The organism is Rhodococcus sp. 1163, from assembly GCF_002091985.1.
Classification (GTDB): Bacteria; Actinomycetota; Actinomycetes; order Mycobacteriales; family Mycobacteriaceae; genus Rhodococcoides.
Window position 1 is genome coordinate 472674 of the sequence record NZ_MKKX01000017.1, and the last position, 11979, is coordinate 484652.

An 11979-nucleotide genomic window follows, 5' to 3' on the forward strand; every position below is an offset into this window, starting at 1 on the left:
AGACATGAGCACCGCAACCACTCTCGCCGCCAAGGAACATGCTCGGAGCCAGGCAGAGAAAGTCTCCGCCCCGGTTGCCCCGGACGGCGTCACCGAACTCACCTGGGCCGAATCGGTGCCCGGCGGTCGTTACACCACCAGAGTTCTCGCTCGCGGTACCCGAGTACGGCTGCGCGACGTCGACGGCGCCGCATGCGCCAACCTACTGCTGTACCGCGCGGACGCCCCGTGGGAGCGATTGAATGCCGCGGACACCGTCAAAGTTCCGTGGAACGCATACCTCGGAATCGGGCACCCACTGCTCTCGGATCAGGGACGAGTGCTCGCCACGATCGTCGCCGACAGTTCGTCCCGGCACGACGCACTCTGCGGTACAACATCTCTGGCCACCAATCGCACCAAGTACGGTGACGGATCGTTGCACGGGGTATCGCCTGCCGGTCGTGAACTGTTCACGGTGGCAGCTTCCAAGAACGGCCTTCGACCACGCGACTTGCCCCCGTCGATCTCGTTCTTCCACGGTGTACGCGTCGAAGCCGACGGACACCTGCACTCGACCGGCAATGCGGGATGCGGCACCGAAGTGGACCTGCTGATCCACCTGCCGGTAATCGTGCTGCTGGCCAACACCGCGCACCCGCTCGACCCGTCGCCGAGTTTCGACACAACGGCGCTCGAGGTTCTGGCCTGGCAAGCACCGGAAGAGCTCGACGACCTGCCCAATACCGACCCCGAGTATCTGCGCGCTGTTGCCAACACCGAAGACGCTTGGAACGCCACATACGCGAAAGGCGCACGATGACAATCACTCTCGAATCAGGCACAGTAGTGCTGGACCAGATCGCCGACGCCTTCGGCCCATGGTCTGCCGTCGTGAAGGCCGGAGACCTGCTGACCATCGTCGATCTGCACGGCAACCAGGCCGTCGACACGCTGGTCTACGCGGCGCACGATCACACCATCCGCTATAGCGCGGCCGCAACCGTGGTCGCGCAACAGAATCTGTTTCTCACCACCGGCAGCGTGCTGCGCAGCGATGATTCGACGTCGCTGATGACGATCGTCTCCGACGAAGTCGGCAATCACGACACAGTAGGCGGCGCCTGCTCACAGGAATCGAACACGCTGCGGTACGGGCATCACACGCAGCATCAACACGCTTGCGTCGAGAACTTCCTGGCCGAAGGATCCAAGTGGGGACTGGGCAAGCGAGATCTGGTGTCCAACATCAACTTCTTCATGAATGTGCCAGTCGACACCGATGGAACACTCGGAATCGTCGACGGGTTATCGGCACCCGGCAAATCGCTGACTCTGCGAGCCGAGATCGACACGCTGGTACTCGTCTCGAACTGCCCGCAAATCAACAACCCGTGCAACGGATTCGACCCCACCGCAGTCCGCATGATCGTTACCCGACCATGATGTCGACCGACAGCAGGCGAGCGAAGATGACGGTACTGCGGCCGGGGATGCTGACCACGGTTCAGGACTGGCCCGGACGCGTCGGATACTGGAAGGTCGGGGTGCCGCCGTCCGGGCCGATGGACGACCTCTCGTTCCGCCTCGGCAACGTCGCCCTCGGCAACCCGCAGGGCGCACCTGGACTCGAATCTGCCATGGCTGGACCAGCACTGACCTTCGACGCAGATACCTGGGTGTGCGTCACCGGTGCCGACGCTCGGGTCCGCGTCGACGGTCTCGACGTCGCGCAGTGGGGTCCGGTATTGGTGCCGGCCAATACGACGCTCGATGTGGGAACGACAACCGGGGCCGGCTTGCGCGTGTACGTGCTCATCCAAGGCGCCATCGACGTCGAGCCGTACCTGGGCAGTGCATCGACGTTCACACTCGGCAAATTCGGTGGACACCGAGGTGGAACTCTCTGCGAGGGAGACATTCTGGAGATCTCGACGCCTAACGACGCCGCCGAGCGCATTACTTGCATTCCTTCCGAACACCGACCGGCACTGACGACGAGGTGGAGCATCGCCGTCACCGAGGGACCGCATGGGGCACCGGAGTTCTTCACGCGCGCAGACATGGACACGTTGTTCGCCACCGACTACGAGGTGCACTTCAACTCCGATCGCACCGGCGTCCGGCTCATCGGGCCGAAGCCGGAGTGGGCGCGCACGGACGGCGGCGAGGCGGGGCTTCACCCGTCGAACATCCATGACAATGCCTACTCGGTCGGCGCACTCGACTTCACCGGCGACACCCCTATTCTGCTCGGCCCGGACGGCCCCAGCCTTGGCGGATTCGTCTGCCCGGTCACCGTCGTCGCCGCCGAAAGATGGAAGCTCGGGCAGCTCAAAGCTGGAGACACGATCCGGTTCGTACCCGTGCGCGCGGCCCACGCGGCTCCGCTCGGGGCGCTCGGTGTCGCACGTCGCGCATCATTGCCGTTCGTCTTCTCGAGCGGTGGCGACGGCGACGACGGCGTCATTGCCCGGCGTGAGGCAGAGACCTGCGTGACCTACCGCCGCTCGGGAGACGACAACGTGCTGGTGGAGTACGGGGACATGAAGCTGGACCTCGCGCTCCGTGCCCGCGCACACGCACTGCACCAGCGCATCGAGGCGATCTCACCGAAGGGGCTGCTGGACCTGACCCCGGGCATCCGCTCGCTGCAGGTCAAAGTGGATCCGGACGTTCTTTCGATCGACACAGTGATGGGGCTACTGGCCGAGGTCGAAGACGATCTACCCGCTGCTTCGGAGCTCGTGGTCCCGAGCCGTACCGTTCGGATGCCGTTGTCCTGGGACGACCCGTCGACCCGAGAAGCAATTGCGCGCTACATGCACGGAGTACGAGCGGATGCACCGTGGTGCCCGTGGAACATCGAGTTCATCCGACGAATGAACGGACTCGGTTCCGTCGCAGACGTTTTCGATACCGTCTTTGCGGCCGACTACATGGTGCTCGGTCTCGGCGACGTCTACCTGGGCGCACCCGTTGCGACTCCGCTCGATCCGCGGCATCGGCTGGTCACCACCAAGTACAACCCGGCGCGGACCTGGACACCGGAGAACGCCGTCGGGATCGGTGGGGCATATCTGTGCATCTACGGCATGGAAGGGCCCGGCGGATACCAGTTCGTCGGCCGGACGACGCAGGTGTGGAATCACCGATATCCAGAGCAGTCCGGACCGTTCGAGCGCGAGTCGCCCTGGTTGCTGCGGTTCTTCGACCGAATCTCCTGGTACCCAGTCGAACCCGAGGAGCTGATGGATCTTCGCGCCGACACCGCAGCCGGACGCGGTGGAGGTGTCGAGATAGTCGACGGCGAATTCTCACTCGCCGAACACGAGCAATTCCTCGCGTCGAACAGTTCCTCGATCGAGAAGTTCAGGGCCTCGCAGGCAGTCGCCTTCGACGCCGAACGCATGGCATGGTCCGCGGCAGGCGAGTTCACGACAAAGGGTGATTCCGATGCAGCAGCATGATATTTCGGAGCGAGTACGGCAGGCGTACAAGCGCATTGCCGAGGTCAACCGACCCGAAATCTGGATCACCCTACGCGAGGAGGACGACGTACTGGCCGATGCCGCAACAGTCGACACTGCCCTTCCGCTGGCCGGGTTACTGGTAGCCGTCAAGGACAACGTCGATGTCGCAGGTCTGCCGACCACCGCAGCGTGCCCGGAGTTCGCCTACATCCCCGCTCGCACCGCGACGGCCGTAGCGCGACTGGTGGAGCAGGGTGCGGTGATCCTCGGCAAGACCAATCTGGATCAGTTCGCCACCGGTCTCGTCGGGACGAGAAGTCCGTACGGCGCGGTCCGGTGCGCCTGGGATCAGGATCGGGTGTCCGGTGGATCCAGTTCCGGATCGGCCGTCGCCGTCGCTCTCGAAATCGCAGACATCGGCATCGGTACCGACACAGCCGGTTCCGGTCGCGTGCCGGCTGCATTCCACGGCCTCATCGGCGTCAAGACGAGCCTGGGGATCGTCCCGACGACCGGCGTCGTCCCAGCATGTATCGACTTCGACTGCGTGACAGTACTCGCTGCCGACCTCGAGACCGCGACCCTGGCGACGCGGGTCATGGCCGGCTACGACGACGCTGACCCACGTAGCCGGCGTTGGCCCGCGGACGTGCGGTTGTCTGCGAACGCTGTTCCTCACATCGCCGTTCCGCGAGCAACTGATCTCGAGCAACTTTGCCCAGAGTACCGAGAAGCATTCGCTCGCCAGGTGTCTCGCCTGGAAGCACAGGGATTCACGCACTCCGAGATAGACATTTCACCGCTGCTCGACGCGGCCACCCTGCTGTACGACGGTGCCATCGTCGCGCAACGATTCTCGGCCGTCGGGAGTTTCGTCGAAAGTAACGGGGCCAGTTGCGATCCGACCGTTGCACAGATCATCCTGAATGCCGCCGAGCCGTCGGCGCACCGATACGTCGACGATGTCTCTGTTCTCGAACGCACGAAGCGGCTCGCGGTGGCGTTGCTCGACGGTTTCGACGGACTGCTACTGCCGACCACCACCGAGCATCCGACAATTGTTGCAGTTCAAACAGATCCAGTGTCCATCAACCGTCGAATGGGTACCTTCACCAACTTCTGCAACCTGCTCAACATGGCCGCCGTCGCTGTCCCCGGCACCCCCACGAGCAGTGGCGATCCGTTCGGGGTCATGTTCGTCGTACCCGAGTTTCACGACCAGATCGCCATCGACCTTGCTGCGCGACTCATCGGAACACCCTCACCGTCGCTCGTCACCGACGGCCATGACGTACTCGTTGTCGGTGCACATCTCGAGGGCTTTCCGGTTCACCATCAACTGACCGATCGCGGCGCGCGATACCTCGGCGAGGTCCACACGTCCGACGCGTATCGAATGGTCGACCTGGGAACGACGCCCGCGAAACCGGGCTTGGTGCGCCACCACCCAGGGGAGGGTTCGGCAATTGTCGGCGAGCTCTACCGAATGTCCGCCGCCGGACTCGGAACCTTCCTGGCCGCTCTGCCCGCACCGATGGGTCTGACGTCGGTCGAGTTGTCCGACGGGCGCTGGGTCACCGGCTTCTGCTGCTCACACGAAGCGGGCGAAGCAGGCATCGACATCACCGAGTTCGGTGGTTGGCGGGCGTACATGGCTTCGGTGAGCGGTGGCTCGTTGAACCGTGCACCCTTTTTGTAAACCGATCGGCCGCGCTCGGACGCGAATGTAGCGCGCCGCTTTGGAAAAAGGGTGTGCGCTCTCAGCGTGGGCGCCCGGGGTCGGCCGAAGGTTGCCAGCCCTCCTCGGAACGGATCGCCGTCATGATGCGACGACTGATTCCGCCGAGCTGACGCGCCTGGACCTGCGTCAACGGGTCGAAGACGAGCCGGTTGACGACGTCCACGTGCCCGGGGGCTGCCTGGTCGACCTTCGCCGACCCCAACTCTGTCAGGGTCGCCAGGGTGTAGCGGCCGTCCGCAGCATCAGGAGCGCGTCGTACCCAGTCTTTTGTCTCGAGGCGCGCCACTGCACGCGAGAGCCGTGAGAGTGAGCTGTTGGAATAGCTTGCCAACGTGCTCATGCGGAGGGTGCGGTCGTCCGCTTTCGAGAGGGCGAAGAGGATGCCGTACTCGAAGTGAGTCAGGCCCGCGTCGCGTTGGAGTTGTGCGTCGAGAGCAGTGGGCAGCCACTCCAGCAGAGTGGCCAGGGCGGCCCATGTTTGGAGGTCTTCGTCGCTGAGCGCTGCTCGTTCGCTGGGGTCCGGCATGGGAGCAGACTACTCGACACCACGCCCGATGACTTGACTGAGAAAGTTAATCACCATAGTTTTACTTGACTGAGAAAGTCATTTGGTGCCCTGTACGGCATCGATCGAGCGCACCAGGAGAGACATGGATCTGCAGCTGCACGGCAAGTCGGCTTTCATCAGCGGTTCTACGCAAGGAATCGGCTACGCGATTGCGCGAGCTCTCCTCCAGGAGGGAGCGTCGGTCGTCATCAACGGGCGCAGCGAGAGCAAGCTCGACGAGGCCGTCCGGCAATTGAGGCTAGAGGTTCCGGGCGCGACGATCTCCGGGGCCGTTGCAGACTTCGAAGATCCAGTAGACGTCGGCCGGCTTCTGGAATCTCTCGGCGATATCGACATACTCGTCAACAACGTCGGCCTCTTCGAGCTCGCGCCCTTCGAACAGATTTCCGACGAAGAATGGCAACGCTACTTCGACATCAACGTCATGAGCGGGGTCCGGTTGTCGCGGCACGTCTTGGGCAAGATGCTCGCAACCGGGTGGGGCCGGATCATCTTCGTCGGCAGCGAATCGGGGGTGAACATACCAGCCGACATGGTGCATTACGGAGTCACAAAAGCCGGGATGCTCGCGCTGAGCAACGGCCTCGCCAAGCTCACACGCGGAACCGAAGTAACCGTGAACACGATCCTCGGTGGGCCGACCTATTCCGACGGGGTCGCAGCCACTGTCACCCAGATCGCTCGAGCTCAGGCAATGCCCGCCGATGACCTCAAGGCCGCCATCATCGGCGGCAACGCGACTTCACTGCTGCAACGGTTCATCGAACCCACCGAGATCGCCAACCTCGCTGTCTACCTGGCAAGTCCGCTGTCCGCCGCCACCAACGGTGCAGCACTGCGTGCCGACGGGGGTGTCCTGACGGCCATGGTCTGAGGTCATCTCTCGACTCGAGCCGCCGCGATTTCACGCGGGAACAGGGCGAGAAGGATCGACCGCAAGCCGGACGGCCAACAGCCCGAGAACCGTGCCCATCACGTAACGCTGCAGCTTGATCCACGACGGCCGCGACGCCAGAAACATCGCGATCGATCCTGCAGCAAGCACGATCAAGGCGTTGACGGTAAGCCCGACCAGAATCTGAACGCCGCCGAGTGCCAGTCCTTGCATCAGTATCGATCCTGCTGCAGGGTCGATGAACTGCGGAATGATCGAGATGTACATGACGGCCATTTTGGGGTTCAGCAGATTGGTCAGTATCCCCATCGTGAACAGTCGAGTATTCGAATCATGCTGCAGTCCTGAAACTTCGAACACCGATCGGCTCCCGCGCAGTGCCGTCCACGCCAGCCAGGCGAGGTAGCAGGCGCCGGCCGTCTTGATGACCGCGTACAGCGCCGGAACAGCAGCGAACAGCGCTGCCAGCCCGAGGTTGGTCGCCACCACATAAACGACCAACCCCACCCCGACGCCGCCGAGCGAGACGAGCCCAGCGACCCTGCCCTGAGAAATACTGCGCGACACCAAATACACCATGTTGGGACCGGGGGTCAGGACCATCGCCAGAGCGACGGCGAACACCCCCGCCACCGCCGTCATTGTCACCATGGTCCAACGATCGCACCGGTCGACGAAGTTGTATCGGGCCAGTTCCCGAGTCGTGGACTTCGAACGCGCTACTTCTTGCCGCCCCCGAGCAATCCGCCGAGCAGATCGCCGATACCGCCACCGGAGCCACCGCCTAGAATGCCGCCGAGGAGTCCGCCAAGGCCGCCGCCGGATCCCGAACCGCTGGTTGCTCCGCCGAGGACACTGCCCAGCAGGTCACCGAGACCGCCGCCGCCCGAGCCAACCGAGCTCTGACCGCCGGTGTATTTCTTTGCCAGATAAGCCAATACGATCGGCGCGAGGATCGGCAGCACTTTGCTCACGAGGCTGCTGTCCGCGCCGCCGCTGATTCCGCCGAGCGCGCTTGCTACATCGTTCTTCTTGTCTCCGAACACATTCGACACGATCTTCGCACCGTCTGTCTCGTCCACTTGGTCGATGTCTACGCCGCCGTCGAGCAATCCCGAAGAACGGTGCTGCTGGAGCGCATTCTCCAAAGACGCAGCACCTGCCGGGTCTTGGGCATTGGCTTCGAGGCCGCCGACCAATGTGGGCAATGCCCGAGTGACAGCAGATTTCGCCGTCTCCTCGTCGACACCGAGTTTCGATGCAATCTGACCGATGGGAATCTGTGCGAGAAGTTCGTCGAGCGATGCCATGAAGTCCACCTACCGAGCGTGGGCTCCCCCCGTTGGGAGCCGCGGTCAGTTCAGCGTAAGCGAATCTCCTACCACCTGGGCGAATGCCGCCATTCCTGCCGCGGTCGGATGTAGTGGTGCCGCTCGGTTCAGAGGGAACACACCCTCGAGGTAGCGCTGATCGCCCGCTGCGCACGCGTCGTGACCGACACTGACGGGCCTGGTATCGACGAAACTCGCACCGTGCTGCGAGGCCTGCTCGGCGAGAGCGTCGTTCATCGTGTCGATGCTCCGCTGCAGGTAGTCGGCGTCTCGGGCCCATACCGGCTGCACGCCATAGCAACCGCCCGGTTGTACATAGGTTCCATAGCCGACTACGACGACATCCGCGTTCGGGGCGCGTCCCTTGATGTCCTCGAAGACCTGCCCCCAGCGCGGAGCCGCCGCGGCGATCGCGTCGGCGAGCTTGTCCGTGCCGCCCTCGGTCAGAGCATCTCGACACGACCGCCCTGTCGGCTCCGGCGAGAAGTTGATGCACTGACGCGCCGTCGACACCAGATCCACATCGTTGCCGCCGATGGTGATGGTCACCAGGTCCGTATCCGCAGAGAGCGCGTTCAGTTGGACGGGCACCGACCCGCTGTCGGTGATCTGCTCGACCGTGGTGATGTTCTCGGACTTCGCGCCAGAACACGACACGTCGGTGAACGACGCGGCCCCGATCAAGCCTGCCAACACGTGCGGATAGTTCTCGTCTGATTGCAGGCACCCTGCGAATCCCACCTGGTCCGGAATCAGCGGTCCCGAAGCCGCCGAGTCACCGAGTGCGACGTAGTCGATGGCCGGAGGCAGTTCGGTAACCGGGTCGGCGGGATCCTGTCCGGAAGGGCTCTGGGAGCAACTCACCAGCGCGAGAGCTGCCAACAGACCCACCGCGACACGCCGCATTGGATCGACGCTACGCCGGTTCGACGCCGTAGCCGGGCTCATCTCACACGAACCCCACAGCTTCATCCGCTGCCGCTGGGCCCGAATCACCGGTAGCCTCGACCGGGTTCATCGTCATCTCTACGAGAGGAAAGAACTCACATGATCACGAATTTCATCAATCTCATTCTCGGCGGCGTCAGCTCGGCCTCCGCCGGCAGCAGTGGCTTCGAACTGGCTCCGGGCGTGCTTCCTTTCGGTCTGTAACCGCGAAGACCTGTAGACCGAGAAGACAAGATTGTCTCGTTCTTTCGGTGACGACTACCCGATCTGCGTGACCTGCGGCGTTCAGTACCCGCTGAACGTCGCAGCTCCGGCCGGCCCAGCGGCTGCTCACTGCTTCATCTGCGAGGACGAGCGCCAGTACGTGGGGTACGGCGGTCAGCAGTGGACAAGCCTCGGCGAACTGAGACTTCAGGGCCATACCGTCGAGATCAGGGAAGAAAGACCCGGGCTCTGGGGGATCTCGACGTCTCCGCACCTTGCCATCGGTCAACGAGCGCTTCTGGTTCCGGGAGACGACGGCAACGTGCTGTGGGATTCCACTACGTACATCGACGATGCCGCGGTCGAGCGAGTCACGGAACTGGGAGGAATTTTGGTTATCGCACTGTCGCATCCGCATTACTACAGTTCGATGGTCGAGTGGAGCCGAGCATTCGGTGATGCGCCGATCTACGTGCACGAACGCGATGCGCAGTGGATCCCGAGGAACGACAACGTCGTCCTGTGGTCCGGTGACACACTTGAGGTGCTTCCCGGACGCACTCTGATCAATGCCGGAGTTCATTTTGCCGGCGGCACGGTCATGCACTGGCGTGACGGCGTCGATGGCAGTGGCGCCCTGTTCGCCGGAGACATCTTCACCGTGGTGGCGGACCGTCGCTGGGTCGGATTCATGTACAGCTACCCCAACCTCATCCCCGAGCACCCCGACACTATTCGGAAGGCTGTCGATCTTGTTCGACCCTTCCCGTTTGCATCGCTCTACGGTGCTTGGTGGGGTCGGATCATCACCACCGACGCCCATGATGCCGTGATCCGCTCGGCGCGAAGGTACTTCGAACACATCGGAGCATCTTTGGATGGAATGCACCTCTAACTTCTGGTGGTAAGTGATGTTCGATGCCGGGACAGCCACCGCGCGTCTGCGGGACATCGTGCAGGGCTGAGCAGCCGAGAGTTTCAACCATCCTGACGCGGGTAAGAAATCGTCATGACTGGAAAACACGCAAAGACGCCACACACCGAGACCACCGACAAGGGTGCCGAAGGCGCTCACACGGACGTGCAGTCGGATCCTGCGGCCGGCCAGGATTCAGGTGACTGGTCGGGTGAAGGCGGTGCAACCACCGACGGTCCCGCCACCGACACCGAATGAATTGACGTATCAGCCCAGGTGACGGTCGGCGCGTTGGACCAGCCGAACGTCGCCGGGCGCGACAACTTTCTCGACCTCGGTGGGTTCGGTGAACCAGCTACCGTCGACGTCGAATACCACGAGAAGGTCGGTGAGCCAGTCGACCTCGACGACCGTGCCGACCGATCCCGCAGGCACTCCGCTGCGCCAGCCTCGTATCCCCAAGTCCTGCAACGCAATAACGGTGTCACCTCGCACGAATTCGCCCTGGCTGTCCTCGCTGTGGTCTACCGAACTATCCATGGCCCCCCGACCCGAATGCGCAGCCCCCGTTGACGAAGACCGACTATGCGGGTAAGTCAACAGCAACACCACACACTCTTTCAAGCAGTGAGCGCCCTGCTGAATCGGGCATTTTCTTACGGCAGGCCCAGTTGATAGATGTAAGCAAGTTCCGAGCTGCTTACTAAGGTCTTACCGTGCTTCCGGGTTGAGTTCTGCCGCCCTAACGCGCATTCTCACTGTTTCGAGGAAGGGGAGTTCGCGACCGCATTACTCACAGCACCCAATTTTTTGCCATTTCAGCAAAGGCGCTTGCCGATCCATGCTGGGCGAGTCAGCATGAATGCATGACAACTCCACTGAAATACGACGCACTCATCATCGGCGGGGGCGCCGCAGGCCTTTCCGCAGCGGTGGCGCTAGGACGGTCACGTAGAACCGTCCTCGTCATCGATGCCGGCAATCCCCGTAATGCACCCGCCGCACACGCGCACAACTACCTCGGCCGCGAGGGCGTTCCACCACTGCAACTCCTCGAGATCGGGCGCACCGAAGCGCGGTCTTACGGCGCAGAAATCGTCTCGAGCACCGCGGTCGCGGCAGCGAAGGTAGAGGGAGGATTTACGGTCACACTCGGCGACGGCACGTCGGTCATCGGCCGCAGCGTGCTGGTGGCGACCGGGCTGACCGATACATTGCCGGACATCCCAGGCATCGCCGAACGTTGGGGCCGCGAGGTCCTGCATTGTCCCTACTGCCACGGCTGGGAAGTCCGCGACCAGGCCCTCGGGATCATCGGCGGCAAGTTCGGTGTCCACCAGGCACTGATGTGGCGTCAGTGGACCGAAGACATCGTGCTGTTCACCCAGGGTTTCGAGCCCTCCGAGGAAGATCAGGTGAAACTGGAAGCGCGCGGCGTCCGCGTGGAGACGGACGAGATCGCCGAGCTCGCCATCGAAAACGACACGCTCATCGGGGTTCGCACGATGTCGGGCAACACTGTGCCCGTTCATGCGGTGGTCGTGAAGCCGAAGTTCGAGGCAAATGCGGACATTCTCCTCCAACTGGGCCTCGAGACAACGGAACTGATGATGGGCGACGTGCCCGTCGGCGCCACATCGGTGGCAACCGACCCCACCGGAGCGACATCCGTGGCGGGAATCTGGGCGGCCGGCAACGTGACTTCGCCGATGGAGATTCTGATCGGTTCGGCCGCAGGCGGTGTGCGTGCAGCGGGCGCCTTGAACGCGTACCTCATCGACGAAGACGTGCGCAGCGCAGTCCGGGCCGCAAACGACAAAGCCGGGGCAGGAACCCAAAGCTGACGCAAAATCGCAGGGGATCCATCGCGCAAATAGGTCCCTGCCGTTTCGGGACCTCGTGACCGATGAAAACTCATCGCAGC

At 63.0% G+C, this 11979-nt stretch carries 13 protein-coding genes; 8 read left to right on the forward strand and 5 right to left on the reverse strand.

Translation table 11 applies throughout. From position 1 onward, the window contains the following. Nucleotides 1–4 precede the first annotated feature (4 nt). Genes BJD99_RS05750 through atzF form a run of 4 tightly spaced genes read left to right on the forward strand, consistent with a single transcriptional unit; the run spans nucleotide 5 to nucleotide 5151 of the window. Complete coding sequence (locus BJD99_RS05750; protein WP_084345796.1) at nucleotides 5–802, forward strand: urea amidolyase associated protein UAAP1; 798 nt, start codon at nucleotides 5–7, stop codon at nucleotides 800–802. Continuing rightward, nucleotides 799–1425: an urea amidolyase associated protein UAAP2 gene (locus BJD99_RS05755; protein ID WP_084345797.1), complete on the forward strand. Its 627-nt coding sequence runs from the start codon at nucleotides 799–801 to the stop codon at nucleotides 1423–1425. The genes BJD99_RS05750 and BJD99_RS05755 overlap by 4 nt, the downstream gene beginning before the upstream one ends. Next, the gene (locus tag BJD99_RS05760; RefSeq protein ID WP_084345941.1) at nucleotides 1425–3449 is read left to right on the forward strand and encodes a 5-oxoprolinase/urea amidolyase family protein; all 2025 of its coding nucleotides are present in this window, start codon (nucleotides 1425–1427) and stop codon (nucleotides 3447–3449) included. The genes BJD99_RS05755 and BJD99_RS05760 overlap by 1 nt, the downstream gene beginning before the upstream one ends. Then, nucleotides 3436–5151 (forward strand): allophanate hydrolase, encoded by a 1716-nt coding sequence (gene atzF, locus BJD99_RS05765; protein WP_084345798.1) that lies wholly within the window; start codon nucleotides 3436–3438, stop codon nucleotides 5149–5151. The genes BJD99_RS05760 and atzF overlap by 14 nt, the downstream gene beginning before the upstream one ends. A gap of 61 nt (nucleotides 5152–5212) precedes the next feature. Here the strand turns inward: atzF and BJD99_RS05770 are convergent, their stop codons facing one another. Continuing rightward, nucleotides 5213–5719, reverse strand: coding sequence for a MarR family winged helix-turn-helix transcriptional regulator (locus tag BJD99_RS05770; RefSeq protein WP_084345799.1), 507 nt, complete (start codon nucleotides 5717–5719; stop codon nucleotides 5213–5215). Between the two features lie 124 nt (nucleotides 5720–5843). Here BJD99_RS05770 and BJD99_RS05775 point away from each other — a divergent pair, with 124 nt between their 5' ends. Beyond that, complete coding sequence (locus BJD99_RS05775) at nucleotides 5844–6635, forward strand: SDR family NAD(P)-dependent oxidoreductase (RefSeq protein WP_084345800.1); 792 nt, start codon at nucleotides 5844–5846, stop codon at nucleotides 6633–6635. Between the two features lie 30 nt (nucleotides 6636–6665). Here the strand turns inward: BJD99_RS05775 and BJD99_RS05780 are convergent, their stop codons facing one another. The 3 genes from BJD99_RS05780 to BJD99_RS05790 form a co-directional block, all read right to left on the reverse strand. After that, the gene (locus tag BJD99_RS05780) at nucleotides 6666–7307 is read right to left on the reverse strand and encodes a LysE family translocator (protein WP_084345801.1); all 642 of its coding nucleotides are present in this window, start codon (nucleotides 7305–7307) and stop codon (nucleotides 6666–6668) included. A 68-nt stretch (nucleotides 7308–7375) separates the two neighbouring features. After that, complete coding sequence (locus BJD99_RS05785) at nucleotides 7376–7966, reverse strand: DUF937 domain-containing protein (RefSeq protein ID WP_084345942.1); 591 nt, start codon at nucleotides 7964–7966, stop codon at nucleotides 7376–7378. Between the two features lie 45 nt (nucleotides 7967–8011). After that, a complete protein-coding gene (locus tag BJD99_RS05790; protein WP_084345802.1) occupies nucleotides 8012–8893 on the reverse strand; it encodes an SGNH/GDSL hydrolase family protein in 882 nt (293 codons plus the stop codon). A 277-nt stretch (nucleotides 8894–9170) separates the two neighbouring features. Here BJD99_RS05790 and BJD99_RS05795 point away from each other — a divergent pair, with 277 nt between their 5' ends. Next, nucleotides 9171–10034 carry an MBL fold metallo-hydrolase gene (locus tag BJD99_RS05795; RefSeq protein ID WP_084345803.1) on the forward strand — a complete coding sequence of 288 codons (864 nt, stop codon included), beginning with the start codon at nucleotides 9171–9173 and terminating at the stop codon, nucleotides 10032–10034. A gap of 114 nt (nucleotides 10035–10148) precedes the next feature. Further along, nucleotides 10149–10313: a hypothetical protein gene (locus tag BJD99_RS20930; protein WP_179142195.1), complete on the forward strand. Its 165-nt coding sequence runs from the start codon at nucleotides 10149–10151 to the stop codon at nucleotides 10311–10313. Nucleotides 10314–10322: 9 nt separating this feature from the next. On the opposite strand, the gene BJD99_RS05800 is transcribed toward BJD99_RS20930, so the two are convergent. Then, complete coding sequence (locus BJD99_RS05800; protein WP_084345804.1) at nucleotides 10323–10595, reverse strand: hypothetical protein; 273 nt, start codon at nucleotides 10593–10595, stop codon at nucleotides 10323–10325. Nucleotides 10596–10921: 326 nt separating this feature from the next. Here BJD99_RS05800 and BJD99_RS05805 point away from each other — a divergent pair, with 326 nt between their 5' ends. Next, entirely contained in the window at nucleotides 10922–11899 is a 978-nt protein-coding gene (locus BJD99_RS05805) for an NAD(P)/FAD-dependent oxidoreductase (RefSeq protein WP_084345805.1), read from the forward strand. Nucleotides 11900–11979: the final 80 nt, after the last annotated feature.